Source organism: Roseateles hydrophilus, from assembly GCF_026712245.1.
Lineage (GTDB): Bacteria > Pseudomonadota > Gammaproteobacteria > Burkholderiales > Burkholderiaceae_C > Pelomonas > Pelomonas hydrophilus.
In genome coordinates, this window is sequence record NZ_JAPPUY010000003.1 from 295,504 (window position 1) to 311,900 (window position 16,397).

Below are 16,397 nucleotides of genomic sequence, written 5' to 3' on the forward strand. Positions count from 1 at the left end.
GTTCGGGCCACACCAGCGGCCCGAAACCGCGGATGGCTGGTGTCAGCCCTTGCGCGTCAGCAGGCCCTGGCAGGCGGCGCGGGCCTTGGCGTCGCTGCCGTCCAGCTGGCCGCACACGCCGTCCAGCTGGCTCTTGAGCCGGCCCACGGCGGCGGCCTGGGCAGGGCTCTTGTTCCAGTCGGCCAGCAGCGAGGCCACCTTCTTCAGCGAGCGCTCGCTGCGCTCGTAGAAGGCGCCGGGGTCCTTGGCGGCCTCGGCAAACAGCTGGGCGGCCGCCTTCTCGATGCGCGCCGTGTCCTCGGGCGCCAGCTCCACCAGCGCGCCCAGGTAGTTGGCGCCCCACTGCAGCCGCGTGGCCGGGCCCTCGCTCTTGTTGAAGGCCTCCTCGTACCAGCGCAGCGCCTCGGCCTTCTGGCCCTGCTTCTTGGCGTTGCCGCCCAGCTGGCTCATCAGGTAGTAGGGCGAGTGGCTGCGCGCCAGCGCGGACTTGAGCAGGTCGTCGCTGTCCTTCCACAGCCCGGCGCGGCCCAGCAGGTGGGCGGCCTGGGTGATGACGGCCTGGCGCTCGTAGCCGTCGGTGATCTCGCGGTTGGCGCGTGCGGTCTGCTCGCGGGCCTCGGCCAGCAGCGCGGCGGGCAGGGCCTTGGGATGGGGCTCGTCGCGGGCGGTGTCCAGCCGGGCCAGCTCGATGCGGCCCTGCAGCGCGCTGAGGCGGTCGGCGCGGGACAGCGAGGTGTCGGCGTTGAGCCGCTTCAGCGTGGCGTCGAAGTCGGCGCTCAGCTGCGTGCGGGCGTCGCCGGCCGTGGGCGTGAACGCGCGCACCAGGTCGCGGGCCTCGTTGGTCAGCACGTCCATCTGCGCGCGCGACTGCGCCGCATCGGCCAGCAGCGCGCGCAGGCGCGGCAGCTGGGCAGCGTCGGCCGCCTTGCCCTCGGCCAGCGTGCCGACCGACTTCAGCCACAGCCGCGTGGCGGTCTCGGCATCGGCGCCCTCGCTGGCGCGGGCCAGTTGCGCCAGCGTCGCCGGGCGCTCGGCCACCGGCAGCAGTTGCTGCTCGTCCGTCTCCCAGCCGTAGAAGCCCAGCAGCCGCCATTCGTTGGCGTTGAGCTTCTTGCCGGCGCGGGCATCGGCCAGCACGGCCTTCACGGGGCGGCCGCTGGATAGGCCCAGCTGCAGCACCTTCATGACCTGGGCCGCATCGGCCTCGCCGGGCAGGCGCGTGATCTCGCTGCCGGCGGGGTTGAACAGGATCAGCGTCGGGTAGCCGCGCACCTTGAAGCGCGTGCCCAGCTTCTGCGCGCCCGGCGCGTCACCGTCGATGCTGACGGCAACGAAGGCCTTGCTCTGGTCGATGAAGTCCGCGCGGTTGAACAGCGTGGCCTTGAGCTGGTTGCACGGCGGGCACCATTTGGCGCCCCAGTACAGCAGCACCGGCTTCTTCTCGGCGGCGGCGCGGGCGAAGGCGCGGTCGATGTCGGCGTCGGCCGCGGCGGCCTGCCACGAGACACCCGGGCCGGGCGCCGCGTGGGCGGGCAGGGCGGGGGCGAACAGCAGGGCGGCAGCCAGCGCGGTGGCGGGGGCGGCAAGGGCGAAGAGGTGCTTCATCGGGCCTGGAGGTCGATCGTGTCGAGGCGGCGATTGTGAGCCGTGCGCGCCGCCGCAGAATCAGTGCATGCCGAATAAGCACAAGCCGTCGCTGGACGAAGCCCTGGCCGCGCTGCAGGCCGCCGCCCGGCCCGAGGCGCTGGCCGGCATGGCGCGCTTCGGCCTGACCGGGGACGGGCGGCTCGGCCTGGCCGTGCCCCGCCTGCGCGCGCTGGCCCGCGAGTTCGGGCGCGATCACGAGCTGGCGCTGGCCCTGTGGGACACCGGCATCCCGGATGCGCAGATCCTGGCCGGCATGGTGGCCGAGCCGGCGCGCCTGACGCTGGCGCAGATGGATCACTGGGTGGCTGGCCTGGCGGCCTGGGACGTGTGCGACCAGGCCTGCCTCAATGCCTTCGTGCGCAGCCCGCTGGCCTGGGAGGCCATCCCGCGCTGGGCCGCGCGCGAGCGCGAGTTCGAGCGGCGTGCTGGTTTCGCGCTGCTGGCGGTGGCCGCGGTGCATCACAAGCAGCGGCCCGATGCCGACTTTCTCGCCCGCCTGCCGCTCATCGACGCCGCGGCCGACGACAACCGCAACTTCGTTCGCAAGGCCGTCAACTGGGCGCTGCGCCAGATCGGCAAGCGCAGCCCCGGCCTGCACGGGCCCGCCCTGCAACTGGCGCAGCGGCTGTGCGAGCGCGACGAGGCCGCCGCCCGCTGGATCGGCCACGACGCCCGCCGGGAGCTGCTGAAAATGGGGTCGGAGTCCATTTGACGCGTTGGACGGCGCGGCCCGCGCCCCGTGGCGCGCAGCGCCCGGGGCGTTGAAATGGACTCTGACCCCAGTTTCACTCCCCCCTTTGGAGGGATGTCGGGGGAGGCGCGGGGGCTGTCTCCCCCGTCGTCCCACCTTCTGGGTGATGTTGGCGATGCGCCCCGGCGCCGATGCTGACGGCATGACGTTGTTCACGACGTCGCCGCCAACACCGCACGGGAGTCCGCCATGTTCTTCACGTCCTCGCAGCAACCCTGGACCCAGCCCAAGGCCGTTTCCATGCTGGCCACGCCGATGCGCGCACCGGCTGTGCCTGCGGTGAGCAAGCCCGAGTGCTGCGGCTGGTTCGACTCCAGCTTCGACCTGGCAGCCGGCCTGGACGTCACTGAGCAGGACTGCAACACGCTCTACCAGCTCTGGGACCTGTCGCAGCGCTGAGCGCGCCGTGCGCGCTCAGCCTGCAGGTGCCTACAGCTGGCAGGCCAGCGTGGTGCCCTGCCGGATGGCCCGCTTGGCGTCCAGCTCGCCGGCCTCCAGCGCGCCGCCGATCAGGTGCACCTTCACGCCGGCCGCCTTCAGTGGTGCTTCGAGTTCGCGCAGCGGCTCCTGGCCCGCGCACAGCACGATGGTGTCGGCCTCGATCAGCTGCGCATCCGCCCGCTTCTCGCCGTAGCTGACCCACAGGCCCTCGGGCGTGATCTGCTCGTAGTTGACGCCGGCCAGCATCTCCACCCGCTTCATCTTCAGCGCCGCGCGGTGAATCCAGCCGGTCGTCTTGCCCAGGCCGGCGCCGGGCTTGCCGGCCTTGCGCTGCATCAGCGTGATCTGCCGCGTCGGCGCGTCGGGCGCCGGCCGCAGCAGGCCGCCGCGCACGGCTTGCGGGTCGCCCACGCCCCAGTGGCGGCGCCAGGCGGCCGGGTCCAGCGTCAGCGAGTGGCCGGCCTCCAGCAGGTACTCCGCCATGTCGAAGCCGATGCCGCCCGCGCCGACGATGGCCACGCGCGTGCCCACCGGCTTGTCGTGGCGCAGCACGTCGATGTAGCTCAGCACCTGGCCGCGCGCCTGGCCTTCGTCCTGGCCCGGGATGCGCGGGTTGCGCGCGCTGACGCCGGTGGCCAGCAGCACCTCGGCGAAGCCCTTCAGGTCGTCCGCCCCCACCCGGGTGTTGAGCTTCAGGTCCACGCCGGTGACCTCGATGCGGCGCCCGAAGTAGCGCAGCGTTTCCTGGAACTCTTCCTTGCCCGGCACGCGCTTGGCCATGTTGAACTGGCCGCCGATCTCGGCCGCCGCGTCGAACAGCGTCACCGCATGCCCGCGCTCGGCCAGCGTGGTGGCGGCGGCCAGCCCGGCCGGGCCGGCACCGACGACGGCGATGCGCTTCTTCGCGCCCTGCACCGGCCGCACGACGATCTCCTGCTCGTAGGCCGCGCGCGGGTTGACGAGGCAGGTGGAGATCTTCTGCGCGAAGGTGTGGTCCAGGCAGGCCTGGTTGCAGGCGATGCAGGTGTTGATCTCGTCGGCCCGTCCCTGGCGCGCCTTGCGCACGAAGTCCGGGTCGGCCAGGAAGGGCCGTGCCATGGACACCATGTCCGCCGAGCCGTCGGCCAGCAGCCCTTCGGCCACCTCGGGCGTGTTGATCCGGTTGCTGGTGATCAGCGGCGTCGTGATGCCCTCGGCCCGCAGCTGCGCACGCAGCTTGGCCGTCACCCAGGCGAAGCCGGCGCGCGGCACGCTGGTGGCAATGGTCGGGATGCGCGCTTCATGCCAGCCGATGCCGGTGTTGATGATCGTGGCGCCGCCGCGCGCCACGCGCCGGGCCAGCTCCAGCACCTCGTCCCAGCTGCTGCCGTTGGGAATCAGGTCCAGCATCGAGAGCCGGTAGATGACGATGAAGTCCGGCCCCACCGCCTCGCGGATGCGCGCCAGGATCTCCAGCGGCAGGCGCATGCGGTTTTCATAACTGCCGCCCCAGGCGTCGGTGCGCTGGTTGGTGTGCTCCACCAGGAACTGGTTGATGAAGTAGCCCTCGCTGCCCATCACCTCGATGCCGTCGTAGCCCGCTTCGCGCGCCAGCCTGGCGCAGCGCACGAAGGCGCGGATCTGCCGCTCGATGCCCCGGGCGCTCAGCTCACGCGGCGTGAACGGCGTGATCGGGCTCTGGATGCGCGACGGCGCCACGCACAGCGGCGAATAGCCGTAGCGGCCGGTGTGCAGGATCTGCAGCGCGATCTTGCCGCCCTCGGCGTGCACGGCGTCGGTGATGACGCGGTGCCGGCGCGCCGCGCCCGAGGTGGCCAGCGTGCCGGCGAAGGGCTTGGCCCAGCCCTCGATGTTGGGCGCAAAGCCACCGGTGACGATCAGCCCCACCTCGCCGCGCGCGCGCTCCGCGAAGTAGGCGGCCATGCGGTCGAAGTGCTTGCGCCCGTCCTCCAGCCCGGTGTGCATGCTGCCCATCAGCACGCGGTTCTTCAGGGTGGTGAAGCCCAGGTCCAGCGGGGCCAGCAGGTGTGGATAGTTCATCGGCCGATGCTAAACAGCGCTCGTCGAGATGGATTGGAGCCGCCTCCTCAAAGCGCCCCCGGGTTTTCCAGCAACAGTTCTTCACCCGGTGCTAGATGGCGGAAATGGCGAGGTCGCTGGCTTGAGTTCTAATCGCCAGTCCGCTTTCCTGGGGATAGGCCCGGCGGCAAGGTTTTTTCGGAGAGTTCTCGATGCGATTCACCCCCTGGGCCCACCGGCTGGCCCTGACGCTGAGCCTGTCGGCCGCTGCCGCTCTGACCGCCTGCGGCGGCGGTGGCAGCAGTGACAGCAAAACGCAGGTTCGCCTGCTGAACGCCACACGCTCGTACGCCCAGCTGGATCTGACGGTCAACGACAAGACCATCAACAGCAAGGTGGCCTACGCCGCCGTGGGTGAATACGGCACCGTGGACACCAACAGCACCGCCACGCGCGTGCTGACCAGCGATGTGGGCACCAGCGTCTCGGCCACCACGCCGACGCTCAACGCTGGCAGCAACTACACGTACATCACCTACGGCTTCGCAGGTGCGGTTCGTACCACGCTGCTGGAAGAGACCCAGACGGCGCCTGAGGCCAACAAGGCCAAGCTGCTGGTGCTGAACCTGTCGCCTGACGCTGGTGCACTTGACATTTACGTCACCACAGCAGCGGATTGCTCCCTCACGTCGGACACTGCCTTGGCGACCAACCTGCAGGGGGGCTCGGGTAGCGGCTACATCCAGATCAACTCTGGCAACTTCCGTGTCTGTGTGACAGGCTACAACAAGCGCAGCGACCTGCGCCTGAACATTCCTGCTATCACGCTGGACTCGGCGAGCGTGAACACGCTTGTTCTGACCGCTACCGACGGCGGTGTGCTGGTCAACGGCATCACGCTGGTTCAGAAGGGTGCCGTTAAGAACTACGCGAACACGCAAAGCCGCGTGCGCACCGTCGCAGCGCTGAGCGGTGCCGGTCAGGTGACGTCGTCCATCAACAGCTCGACGATGCTCACCAACGCTGCCAGTCCGCTGATCAGCGACTACGTCACGACGAACTCTGGCGCTACCAGCCAATTCAGCATCAATGTGAACGGTACGCCGCGCAGTTTCACAGCGCCGACACTGGGTGCGGGCAAGGACACCACACTGCTGGTCTGGGGTGACCCGGCGGATCCGAAGCTGGCTGTGCTGGATGATGACAATCGCCTGCCTACCGTTTCAGGTGATGTGAAGGTTCGTTTGGTCAATGCGCTGCCTACGGCTGGCGCTGGTCTGAACGTGTCGTTTGGCTCCATTGCGTCCAACGTCCCAGCCGGCAGCGCCTCTACGTTCAGCACGACGAGTTCGTCGTCTACCGGTGTGCAGGTCGATCTGAATGTGCCGGCGATCGGCACGATTTACACGAACTCGGCGCTGGTTTTCCCTTCCAACAGCGTCTGGACCTTCTTTGCCGCGCCGACCACGGCAGCAACCACCACCAACTCGCCTGTGGTGGGCTACACCGGTCTGCCCAAGCGCGAGCGTCCTTAAGCGGCGTTGGCGTGTCTTCACGCCAAGCCCCCGTGCCCACCGGCCGGGGGCTTTTTTCATGCGCGGCTGCGGCGAAGATGGCGGCATGACCGCGCCCCGCCGCCACCACCTGCAGCGCCTGCGCCAGCTCTGGCGCAGCGCCGGCTGGCCCTGCCAGGACCTGGTGGAGGTGGAGCTGCTGGCGGCCGGCTGGGTGGAGCGGCTGGCCGAGCCCGACGGCCGCGAGCGGCTGCGCGTGACGGATGCTGGCGTTGCGCTGATCGCCGACTCGCTGACCCGCAACCGTGCCGCCCGCGACGCGCACGAGACGCTGGTGGAGCGCGTGGCCGTGGAGATGCAGCGCGCCGGCCGCATCGCCTGGCGCGGGCTGACGCTGCGCGCCGGGCTGCCGCAGGAGGACGGTGCGCTGCAGTGGGTGCAGGCCATGCCCGACGTCTATTCCATCCGCCACAGCACGGTGGAGGACTACCTCGAACCTGCCATCCACGAGATCAAGGTCAGCCGTGCCGACTTGCTGGGCGAGCTGCGGCGGCCGGCCAAGTCTGCCGCCTACCGGGCGCTGTGCGGCCAGTGCTGGTTCGTGCTCAAGGCCGGCATCGCCGAGCCCGACGAGATCCCGCCCGAGTACGGCGTGCTGATCGGCCACGCCAGCCACCTCGAGCTGGCCCGCCCCGCGCCCAAGCGGGCGCACAAGCCCGATTTCGCCACCTGGATGGCCCTGGCCCGCGCCACGCCGCTGCCCACCGCCGAAGACCCACAATCGCCGCTCTGACCCCTTGGAGGATCGCCATGGCCACCGTGAACAAGACCCAGCCGGGTGACGCCGACGTGCAGGCCTACGTCGCCGCCCAGCCCGAGGCCCGTGCGGCCGACTGCCAGGCGCTGATCGCGCTGATGCAGCGCGTCAGCGGCCACCCGCCGCGCATGTGGGGCCGCATGGTGGGTTGCGGCCATCACCACTACGTCTACGACAGCGGCCGCGAGGGCGACATCTTCGAGCTCGGCTTCGCCAGCGGCGCTGGCGGCAAGGGCGACATCAGCCTCTACGTCAGCGGCGGCAGCGAGCGCGCCGCGCTGCTGGCCCGGCTGGGCAAGCACCGCGAGGGCAAGGGCTGCATCTACATCAAGCGCCTGGCCGATGTAGACGCCGACGTGTTGGCCCAGCTGTGCGAGGCCACCTTGCACGAGCTGCGCGCGTGAGCACATCACCACCACCGCTGCCGCTGGACTGCAGCTGCCCGCGCTGCGGCGGCGGCTTTGCGTGCGGCGCGGCCACGGGGGCCTGCGACTGCTTCGACCTGCGCCTGAGTGACGCGCTGCGCGCCGAGCTGGCCGCGCGTTGGCCGGGCCGCTGCCTGTGCCTGGGCTGCCTGCGCGAGCTGAGCGCGCCGCCGCCGGGAGCGCCCCAGGCATGATGGCCGGATGTCCCTCCTCGACCGCCTGGCCCCGCCGCTGTTCATCTTCATCTGGGCCACCGGCTACATCGCGGCCAAGCTCGCCGCGCCGCATGCCGACCCGCTGACTTTCCTGAGCTGGCGCTATGCCGGCGTGGCGCTGCTGATGCTGGGTCTGGCGCTGGCCGCGCGCGCGGCCTGGCCCACGCCGCGCCAGATGCTGCACCTGGCCGTGGCCGGCCTGGGCATCCAGGCGCTGTACCTGGCCGGCGTGTGGGTGTCCATCCGCCAGGGGCTGCCGGCCGGCACGGCCGCCCTCATCGTCAACCTGCAGCCCGTGCTGGTGGCCGCCGCTGCGCCGCTCATCGGCGAGCGCGTGTGGCCGCGGCAATGGGCCGGCGTGGCGCTGGGGCTGGGCGGCGTGGTGCTGGTGATCTGGCACAAGCTCAACCTGGGCGCCGGCTTCGGGCCGCCGCTGCTGCTGTGCCTGATGGCGCTGCTGGGCATCACCGGCGGCACGCTGTACCAGAAGCGCTTCGTGCCGCAGTTCGACCTGCGCACGGGGCAGGTGGTGCAGTTCGGCGTGTCGCTGGCTGCCACGTTGCCGCTGGCCTGGGCGCTGGAGCCCATGCGCATCGTCTGGAACGCCGAGGTCGTTATCGCCATGGCCTGGAGCATCCTGGTGCTGACGGCCGGCGGCATCAGCCTGATGTTCTACATGCTGCGCCACGGCCGCGTGACGGCGGTCAGCAGCACCATGTACCTGGTGCCCTCTGTCACCTCGGTGATGGCGTGGGCGCTGTTCAACGAGACACTGGGCGCCCAAGCCATCGCCGGCATGGGCGTGACGCTGCTGGGCGTCTACCTCGTCGTCGGCCAGAGAAAGCCGGAGACGACCGCATGACCCGAGCGCATCACCTGTTCTGGCCGCCCCGCGTGCCGCATGCCATCACGCCGCCGGCCACGGCCCTGCCCGACAACCTGGCGGTCAGTGCGCGGCGGTTTCCGCAGCGGCCGGCGCTCGTGTTCCTGGGCCACACCGTGAGCTACGCGGCCCTGCAGGCCCAGGTGCAGCGCCTGTCGGCCTGGCTGGCGCAGCGCGGCGTGCGGCGCGGTGACCGCGTGCTGGTGGACCTGCAGAACTGCCCGCAGTTGGTCATTGCGCATTACGCCATCCTGGCGGCCAATGCCGTCGTCGTGCCCGTCAACCCGATGAACAAGGCGGCCGAGCTGCGCCACCTCATCACCGACAGCGGCGCCACGCTGGCCATCACCAGTGCCGACCTCTGCGCCGAGTGGCTGGCCGCCGGCATGGCTGCGGGCGACCTGCTCGTCACCCGGCTGGCCGAGGCACTGCCCGGTGGCCACGTCGACGGCGAGGTGCTGCAGGGCCTGCCCGCCGGCTGGGCCGACTGGCTCCACGCCACGCCGCCCCTGCCCGAGGGCGCCACGGCCTGGGCCGACGCGCTGGCCTGTGCGGCTGCGCCGCCCGAGACCACGGTCGGCGCTGACGACCTCGCGCTGCTGGCCTACACCAGTGGCACCACCGGCCACCCCAAGGGCTGCATGCACCGCCACAGCAGCCTGCAGCACAACGTGTTCGCTGGCGCGCTGTGGGCCAACGGCAGCCACGAAGACGTGGTGCTCGGCGTCGTGCCCATGTTCCACATCACCGGCATGGTGGTGGTGATGCACGGCACGCTAATGGCCGGCGCCTGCCTCGTGCTGATGCCGCGCTGGCAGCGCGAGCTCGCCGCGCGGCTCATTCAGCAGTACCGCGTCACGCGTTGGACCAACATTCCCACCATGGTCATCGACCTGCTGGCCAGCCCCGAGGTGGACACGTTCGACCTCACCAGCCTCGTCTACATCGGCGGTGGCGGTGCCGCCATGCCGCAGGCCATTGCCGAGCGCCTGCGCCAGCGCTGGGGCCTGCGCTACGCCGAGGGCTACGGCCTCACCGAGACCGCCGCGCCCAGCCACAGCAACCCGCACGACGCGCCCAAACAGCAATGCCTGGGCGTGCCCTACATCAGCTGCGACGCCCGCGTGGTGGATCCCGACACCGGCGCCGAGCTGCCCCCGGGCCAGCCGGGCGAAATCATCGTGCACGGCCCCATGGTGTTCGCCGGCTACTGGCGCCAGCCCGAGGCCACGGCGGCCGCCTTCGTGGAGTTCGACGGCCGGCGCTTCTTCCGCACCGGTGACATCGGCTATGTGGACAGCGACGGCTATTTCTTCATGACCGACCGCCTCAAGCGCATGATCAATGCGAGCGGCTTCAAGGTCTGGCCGTCCGAGGTGGAGAACCTCATGCACGCGCATCCCGGCGTGGCGGAGGCCTGCGTGGTGTCAGCGCCCGATGCCTACCGCGGCGAGACGGTGAAGGCATTCGTCGTGAAGCGTGCCGGCCACGAGGCGCTGAGCGCCGAGCAGCTGCGCGACTGGTGCCGCACGCAGATGGCGGCCTACAAGGTGCCCGCGCAGATCGAGTTCGCCGCCAGCCTGCCCAAAAGCGGCGCCGGCAAGGTGATGTGGCGCGCCCTGCAGGAGCGCGAGCAGGCGCGGTGAACAGCTTGGCCCAGCTGACGGCGCTGGTGCGTGCCGCGCCGTGGTTCATGGCCGCGCTGCGGGCCGGGCGCTCGCTGGGCCTGGCCCATTGGTGCATTGGCGCTGGCGCGCTGCGCAACCTCGTCTGGGACGCGCTGCACGGCCACGCGCACGCCAGCGCGCTGGCCGATGTGGACTTCGCCTACTTCGACGCCGCCGACCTGGACCCGGCGCGTGACGCCGCGCTGCAGCAGCGGCTGTGCCAGTGCGTGGACCTGCCCTGGGAAGTCACCAACCAGGCCGGCGTGCACCTGTGGTTCGAGCAGCACTTCGGCCACGCCGTCCAGCCGCTGCACTCCCTGGAGGACGCCATCGCCAGCTGGCCCGAGCCCGCCACGGCCGTGGGCGTGTGGCTGGACGCGGCCGACGTGCTGCATGTCATCGCCCCGCTGGGCCTGGACGACCTGCTGGGCCTGCGCGTGCGCCGCAACCCGGCGCGCGTCAGCGTCGAGACCTACCGCCAGCGCTGCGCCAGCAAGCGCTACGCCGAGCGCTGGCCGCGCGTGGTGGTCGAGCCCGCCTGAGCCGGCTTGGCAGACCACAGCGGCTGGCGCGCCAGCTCGGCCGCCGTGGCGTCGTCGGCCGTCACGGCGTATTCATGGCCGCTGCGCTCGACGAAGTAGGCCGAGCGAAAGCGCTGCAACAGCCCGCCCAGCGCGCGGCGGGCATCGGCAGGTTGGCCTTGGAAGGTGAGGGTCAGGGTGGTCATCAGGGGGGCTCGCATCCGGCGGATGCGGGCCGCCGGTCACCCCTGAACGGCGCTGGGCCTGCGGCGCGTTGACAGGCGCTTTGCTACCGCTTGTGTCAGGCGGCGTGGCGCTTGCGGGCCCACGCGCCCACCGTCAGCACGCCAGCCAGCAGCAGGGCCAGCGAGGACGGTTCTGGCACGGTCTGCACGTAGACGTTCAGTCCGCCGGCGCTGTTCTTGAGGTTGCTGTGGGCCGCGAAGTAGTCGGCCTCGCCCCAGAGGATGGCGTTGCTGTTGATGCCCGCGAAGTGCTCGGGCGCATAGGTGATCCAGGGGTCTTCGCTCACGCCACCGCGGCTCAGCACGTTGCCCTGCACCTGGCTGACCACACCGTTCAGGCCCAGCGTGAAGTCGATGTTGGCGCCGAAGTAGCCAGCGCGGGCCTGGATCTGGGTGACGAGCGCTTTGTAGTCGGCCATCGCCCACACCGAGCGATCGCCCGTGATGAACAGGATGCGGCTGATGGGCGCGCTGATGGCGATGGAGAAGTCAGGCGTGCTGGCGGTGGGGGAGGCCACCGCGGTGCCGTAGGCCTGCGAGAAGCTCAGCTCGCCCTGGCCGTCGAACATGCCACCCGTGTTGGACATGTGGGCTGCCAGTGTCCAGCCGCCTTGGTCCAGCGGCGACGCGGGGACGGGGATGGCGAACACGGCATGGGCCGTCGGTGCGGCCAGCGTGGCGGCAGCAGCCACCAACAAGGACAGGGCAGGGCGAGACACAGTGAAGCTCCAGGGTGTGGGATTGACTCAATGCGGCGGCGGACGTTATCCGCCGCCGCAACCACGCACAGCCCCCGAGGCGCGGGCCATAGAAACCCGCGTCATCCTCACGATTAACGATGGCGCCTTGCAGCCATCGCGTCCTGCCCCGCTGCCTCAGGCGCGCTTGCGGCGCAGGGCGGCCACACCGGCCAGGGCCAGGCCCACCAGGGCCAGGCTGGCGGGCTCGGGCACCGTGCTCGCGGCGGCGGTGGCCGTGCTCAGCATCACGTTGTCCAGCGCGAAGTACTCGGTGTTGGAGTTGGTGCCGTAGGCGTAGCCGTAGCCGATCCAGCGGATGCCGTAGGTGCCCGGGCCCAGGCTTTCGGTGAACGGCACGTTGACGGCCAGCGCCCGCGTGGCGTTGGAGGCGATCAGGTCGGCCATCAGGTTGGTCCAGCCGCTGCCGTCGTTGATCTGCACCGCGTACTTGTATTGCTGGTACGTCGGGAAGTTGGGGTTGTGGTTGTGGTACGTCGTGAACGACAGCGTCAGGTTGTCGAGCGTGTCGGCCAGCGTGAACGACATCGACGGCACCGTGGTGCCGTTGTCGAAGAAGCGCGTCAACAGCACCTTGTTGCCAACGGCGCCATGCCAATCCACCACGCCGTGGTTGGGCGCGCTGAAGCTGGCGTTGGTGACGCCGGACGCCACCGTCGAGGCCGCGATGTTGGTCAGCTGGTTCGTGGTCGCGTTGTCAAAGGCCCAACCCACGACGACGCCAGCCTGCGCCGCAGGCGTGGCCGCCAGGGCCGCAGCCGCCAGCACGCCGGTCAGGCTGGCGCGGGACAGAAAGTGGTGAATGGCAGTCATGGGAAGTCCCTCGTCATCGGTTGTGTGTGGTGCCGCCTCAGGCCGGGCGGCTTCAAAGCGGCTTGCAATGTAGGGGTTGACGTATCGCTCCGATGGCAGATAGGCCCCCGCGAGCCCGGGGGCGGGCACCCCCGCGAATGGCGGGTTCGCGGCGCCAACCGCGACACAGTTCACGACTTTGGGGCCAGGTCTTGCCCTTGCTGGCCGGCACAGCCAGTGCCGATGCTCAGGGCTGCAGCGCCGCCATATCGGCCGGGTGGCGCGGCGCCAGCAGCAGGTACAGCAGCGGCCCGAACGAGCCCACGGCCAGCGTCATCACGACGAAGGGCCAGGCCTTGCGCCCCGTGCGGCGCGCGTCCTGCACCAGCCAGGCCAGCGCGATGAGCGACATCAGCACGAAGTCCAGCAACAGCTGCCAGGCGCCCACGCTGGCCATGCCGGCCTGCCAGATGCCGACATAGCCCACGGCCCACAGCGCGTACAGCGAGTAGGCCCCGAACGCGGCGAACACGAGGCCGAGGGCGAGCAGGGTGAAGGGGGCAGGGCGCATGGCGATCTCCAGATGGGTTGAGGGTGGCGCCATGCTCGGCAGCGCAGCACATCGCCGCAATGACCTCGCAGGTCATGGCCGCGCCGCGGGCCGCACCGCAGAATGCGCCGCATGACCGCCACGTTCGCCGCCCTGCGCAAGTCGCGCCGCGTCAGCCAGCTGGAGCTGTCGCTGCGGGCCGGCGTGTCGCAACGCCACCTCAGCTGCATCGAGACCGGCCGCGCCCGCGCCGGCCGCGAGACGCTGATCGCGCTGCTGGATGCGCTGGGCGCCTCGCTGGAAGAGCGCAACCAGGCGCTGCTGGCCGCCGGCTACGCGCCTGCGCACGGCGAACGCCCGCTGGACGCGCCCGAGATGGCGCCCGTGCGGGCCGCGCTAGCCCAGCTCATCCACGCCAACGGCGCCGCCCCGGCGCTGGTGCTGGACGGTGAGTACAACGTCGTCATGGCCAACGCCGGCCTGGCGCGCCTGCTGGTGCTGCTGGGCCTGCCGGCGCAGGAGCTGCTGGCCGGGCCGCTGAACCTGCTGCGCGCCTTCTTCGCGCCCGGCGGCCTGCGCTCGCTGTGCGTGGACGAAGCCTGGCTGTGCAACGAGATGTGGGGCCGCGCCAGCCGCGAGGCCGAGCACCTGCCCCGGCTGCGCGCGCTGCTGGACGAGTTGCGCCCCACGCTCACCGCCTGGGCCGCCCCGCAGGCCGCCAGCCTGCTGCCCGTGCTGGCCTTCCGCCTGCGCGCGGCCGACGGCCGCGTGCTGAGCTTCTTCTCCACCATCACCAGCTTCGGCACGCCGCTGGACATCACGCTGGCGTCGCTGAAGGTGGAGCACCTGTTTCCGTCGGATGAGGTCACGCGCGAGGCGTTGGCGACGGGGCTGGGTTCAGGGCGCAGCACCGCGTTGCGGGCTGCGGGCTGACACGCCGGCGCGGCGCCGATCGCGCCCAACCGCCGCGTTCTGATCAAAGACCTGACCGCGACGCCGAGTTCGCGGGTTCCGGGCTCGTTGGGCCGCGACAGATCGCTATATTTCGCGCCGCTGAATATCCGCCAGCGCGGCAACGGGTACCCCGTTGATCGGTAACTCGTCAGCGTTCAGATCACCGATCAACAAGACGGCAAGGCAAACAGATGAATCTTGATGTCAATGCGCTGATCGTGTTGGTGTACTTCGCTTTCATGATTGGCATCGGCCTCGTTTTCCGTCGAATGGCCAGTCAATCGACCAGCGACTATTTTCGTGGCGGTGGGCAGATGTTGTGGTGGATGGTCGGTGCATCCACCTTCATGACGCAGTTTTCAGCCTGGACGTTTACAGGCGCGGCGGGCAAAGCCTATTCGGATGGCTTGACCGCAATCGCGGTGTTTATCGGGAACGTGGTGGCGTTTGGCGTGTCGTGGCTCTGGTTTGCTGCGCGCATGCGCCAGATTCGCGTGGACACGCCCACGGAAGGCGTGCGCCGGCGCTTCGGGCCGGCGAATGAACAGTTCTTCACCTGGGCCATCCTGCCCCTGTCCGTCATCAACGCGGGTTTGTGGCTGAACAGCCTGTCCATTTTTGTGGCGGCGGTGTTCAAGGTCGACATTGGCATGACGATTTGGGTGACCGGCTTGGTCGTCCTCTTTGTGTCGCTGTTGAGCGGCGCCTGGGGTGTCGTGGCCAGCGATTTTGTGCAGGCCCTGATCGTTGCCGTGCTGTCGGTGGCATGCGCGGTGGTGGCGCTGGTTCAGGTGGGTGGGGTTGGCGCCATGACGGCCAACTTTCCCAGTGGTTTTGTCAGCGGCCCCGACATGAACTTTCCGCTGATGGTGGTGGGCACGTTCCTGTTCTTCATCGTCAAACAGATGCAAAGCATCAACAACCTGCAGGAGTCGGGCCGATTCTTGTGCGCCAAGGACTCTCGCCATGCCAGCAAGGCGGCGCTGATGGCCATGGTGCTGATGCTGTTGGGCGCCTTCATCTGGTTTATCCCGCCATGGGTGAGTGCGTCCTTGTTGCCCGATGCTGCAACGGTGCATGCCGACGCCCTGGGGGGCAAGGCCGGTGATGCCGTCTATCTGGTCTTCACCGAACGCTACATGCCCTTGGGCACGGTGGGTTTGTTGCTGGCGGGATTGTTTGCGGCAACGATGAGTTCCATGGATTCAGCGCTCAATCGCAATTCCGGCATCTTCGTGCGCAGTTTTTACAAACCCATCCTCGCGCGCAACCGCGAGGTATCGGACGCCAGCTTGCTGCGCGTGGGGCAGGTGGTCACCGTCGTCAACGGCATTCTGGTGATCTTGATGGCGCAGTTTTATCAGTCGCTGTCGCACCTGTCGTTGTTTGAAATCATGATGCAGGTTGGCACCTTGCTGCAGTCTCCCATCCTCGTGCCGCTGTTTTTCGGCATGTTCATTCGGCGCACGCCGACATGGGTGCCCTGGGTCACGGTTCTGGTTGGCCTGGCGGTGTCGTGGATGCTGGTGACTTGGCTGAAACCATCCTTGGTGGGCGAATGGTTGGGCGTGAGTTTCACGAAGCGCGAGGCAGGCGATCTCTCGCTGATGTTGAACATCACGGCGCACCTGCTGCTGACGGGGGGATTCTTCTGTTTGACCACGCTGTTCTACAAACGCGAGGAAAATGCAGTCCAGCACGCCACGGATGAATTCTTTCGGGATTTGGAGCGCCCGGAAGTTTCTGATGACACGCCGACTCAGGCAGACTTGAACCAGCGCAATAAGCTGGGCGATATCGTGACCGTGGGCGGTCTCGGGATGTTTGCGATGGTGTTGATCCCGAATCCGACGTGGGGGCGTTTGACGTTCCTGCTGTGTGCCTTGAGCGTGCTCGCGATCGGCCTGCTCTTGAAGCGCAGTGCGCGGGTCAGGGTTTAGGGCGCCTGCCACTGCGAAGCGCAAGCGGCGTGCTTGCTGCTTGTGCAGAGCTTCTTCTCCACCATCACCAGCTTTGGCACGCCGCTGGACATCACGCTGGCGTCGCTGAAGGTGGAGCACCTGTTTCCGTCGGATGAGGTCACGCGGGCGGCGTTGGCGGAGGGGTTGGGTTGAGGGGGGATGACGCCGAGCCTGTCGGTTGCGGTGAACGCCGTGAACCTCAACCCAGGTGCCCGGGTGACCAGGTGGCAGGTCGAT

General features: G+C 69.3%; 18 protein-coding genes. 12 read left to right on the top strand and 6 right to left on the bottom strand.

The window, feature by feature from the left end; genetic code table 11:
- Positions 1-42 precede the first annotated feature (42 nt).
- On the bottom strand, positions 43-1,605 hold the full coding sequence (locus NYO99_RS13000; RefSeq protein ID WP_268167637.1) for a thioredoxin family protein: 1,563 nt from the start codon (positions 1,603-1,605) through the stop codon (positions 43-45).
- A 67-nt stretch (positions 1,606-1,672) separates the two neighbouring features.
- Here NYO99_RS13000 and NYO99_RS13005 point away from each other — a divergent pair, with 67 nt between their 5' ends.
- Positions 1,673-2,359 (top strand): DNA alkylation repair protein, encoded by a 687-nt coding sequence (locus tag NYO99_RS13005; RefSeq protein WP_268167638.1) that lies wholly within the window; start codon positions 1,673-1,675, stop codon positions 2,357-2,359.
- 228 nt (positions 2,360-2,587) lie between these two features.
- Positions 2,588-2,797, top strand: a complete 210-nt coding sequence (locus NYO99_RS13010; protein ID WP_268167639.1) for a hypothetical protein — start codon at positions 2,588-2,590, stop codon at positions 2,795-2,797.
- Positions 2,798-2,827: 30 nt separating this feature from the next.
- Here NYO99_RS13010 and NYO99_RS13015 read toward each other — a convergent pair whose 3' ends face one another.
- The gene (locus NYO99_RS13015) at positions 2,828-4,879 is read right to left on the bottom strand and encodes an NADPH-dependent 2,4-dienoyl-CoA reductase (protein ID WP_268167640.1); all 2,052 of its coding nucleotides are present in this window, start codon (positions 4,877-4,879) and stop codon (positions 2,828-2,830) included.
- A 191-nt stretch (positions 4,880-5,070) separates the two neighbouring features.
- Here NYO99_RS13015 and NYO99_RS13020 point away from each other — a divergent pair, with 191 nt between their 5' ends.
- The 7 genes from NYO99_RS13020 to NYO99_RS13050 all read left to right on the top strand — a co-directional run bounded on the left by NYO99_RS13020 (position 5,071) and on the right by NYO99_RS13050 (position 10,921).
- The gene (locus NYO99_RS13020; RefSeq protein WP_268167641.1) at positions 5,071-6,393 is read left to right on the top strand and encodes a DUF4397 domain-containing protein; all 1,323 of its coding nucleotides are present in this window, start codon (positions 5,071-5,073) and stop codon (positions 6,391-6,393) included.
- A gap of 85 nt (positions 6,394-6,478) precedes the next feature.
- Positions 6,479-7,165, top strand: a complete 687-nt coding sequence (locus tag NYO99_RS13025) for a hypothetical protein (RefSeq protein WP_268167642.1) — start codon at positions 6,479-6,481, stop codon at positions 7,163-7,165.
- A 17-nt stretch (positions 7,166-7,182) separates the two neighbouring features.
- Complete coding sequence (locus NYO99_RS13030) at positions 7,183-7,593, top strand: DUF1801 domain-containing protein (RefSeq protein ID WP_268167643.1); 411 nt, start codon at positions 7,183-7,185, stop codon at positions 7,591-7,593.
- Positions 7,590-7,808, top strand: a complete 219-nt coding sequence (locus tag NYO99_RS13035; protein WP_268167644.1) for a cysteine-rich CWC family protein — start codon at positions 7,590-7,592, stop codon at positions 7,806-7,808. The genes NYO99_RS13030 and NYO99_RS13035 overlap by 4 nt, the downstream gene beginning before the upstream one ends.
- Before the next feature lie 7 nt (positions 7,809-7,815).
- Positions 7,816-8,691 (top strand): DMT family transporter, encoded by an 876-nt coding sequence (locus tag NYO99_RS13040; RefSeq protein ID WP_268167645.1) that lies wholly within the window; start codon positions 7,816-7,818, stop codon positions 8,689-8,691.
- Positions 8,688-10,358, top strand: coding sequence for a long-chain-fatty-acid--CoA ligase (locus NYO99_RS13045; RefSeq protein WP_268167646.1), 1,671 nt, complete (start codon positions 8,688-8,690; stop codon positions 10,356-10,358). Before NYO99_RS13040 ends, NYO99_RS13045 begins: the two co-directional genes overlap by 4 nt.
- Before the next feature lie 47 nt (positions 10,359-10,405).
- Positions 10,406-10,921 (top strand): nucleotidyltransferase family protein, encoded by a 516-nt coding sequence (locus NYO99_RS13050; RefSeq protein ID WP_268168051.1) that lies wholly within the window; start codon positions 10,406-10,408, stop codon positions 10,919-10,921.
- On the opposite strand, the gene NYO99_RS13055 is transcribed toward NYO99_RS13050, so the two are convergent.
- From NYO99_RS13055 to NYO99_RS13070, 4 genes are all read right to left on the bottom strand, one after another.
- Positions 10,879-11,106 (bottom strand): hypothetical protein, encoded by a 228-nt coding sequence (locus NYO99_RS13055; RefSeq protein ID WP_268167647.1) that lies wholly within the window; start codon positions 11,104-11,106, stop codon positions 10,879-10,881. The genes NYO99_RS13050 and NYO99_RS13055 overlap by 43 nt on opposite strands.
- A gap of 95 nt (positions 11,107-11,201) precedes the next feature.
- Positions 11,202-11,864: a PEP-CTERM sorting domain-containing protein gene (locus NYO99_RS13060; RefSeq protein ID WP_268167648.1), complete on the bottom strand. Its 663-nt coding sequence runs from the start codon at positions 11,862-11,864 to the stop codon at positions 11,202-11,204.
- A 156-nt stretch (positions 11,865-12,020) separates the two neighbouring features.
- A complete protein-coding gene (locus NYO99_RS13065) occupies positions 12,021-12,716 on the bottom strand; it encodes a PEP-CTERM sorting domain-containing protein (protein WP_268167649.1) in 696 nt (231 codons plus the stop codon).
- A 226-nt stretch (positions 12,717-12,942) separates the two neighbouring features.
- Entirely contained in the window at positions 12,943-13,266 is a 324-nt protein-coding gene (locus tag NYO99_RS13070) for a DUF2834 domain-containing protein (protein WP_268167650.1), read from the bottom strand.
- A gap of 111 nt (positions 13,267-13,377) precedes the next feature.
- Between NYO99_RS13070 and NYO99_RS13075 the strand changes: the two genes are divergently transcribed.
- The 3 genes from NYO99_RS13075 (at position 13,378) to NYO99_RS13085 (ending at position 16,313) form a co-directional block, all read left to right on the top strand.
- The gene (locus tag NYO99_RS13075; RefSeq protein ID WP_268167651.1) at positions 13,378-14,178 is read left to right on the top strand and encodes a helix-turn-helix domain-containing protein; all 801 of its coding nucleotides are present in this window, start codon (positions 13,378-13,380) and stop codon (positions 14,176-14,178) included.
- 212 nt (positions 14,179-14,390) lie between these two features.
- Positions 14,391-16,139, top strand: a complete 1,749-nt coding sequence (locus tag NYO99_RS13080) for a sodium:solute symporter family transporter (protein ID WP_268167652.1) — start codon at positions 14,391-14,393, stop codon at positions 16,137-16,139.
- A 33-nt stretch (positions 16,140-16,172) separates the two neighbouring features.
- Positions 16,173-16,313 carry a hypothetical protein gene (locus tag NYO99_RS13085; RefSeq protein ID WP_268167653.1) on the top strand — a complete coding sequence of 47 codons (141 nt, stop codon included), beginning with the start codon at positions 16,173-16,175 and terminating at the stop codon, positions 16,311-16,313.
- Positions 16,314-16,397: the final 84 nt, after the last annotated feature.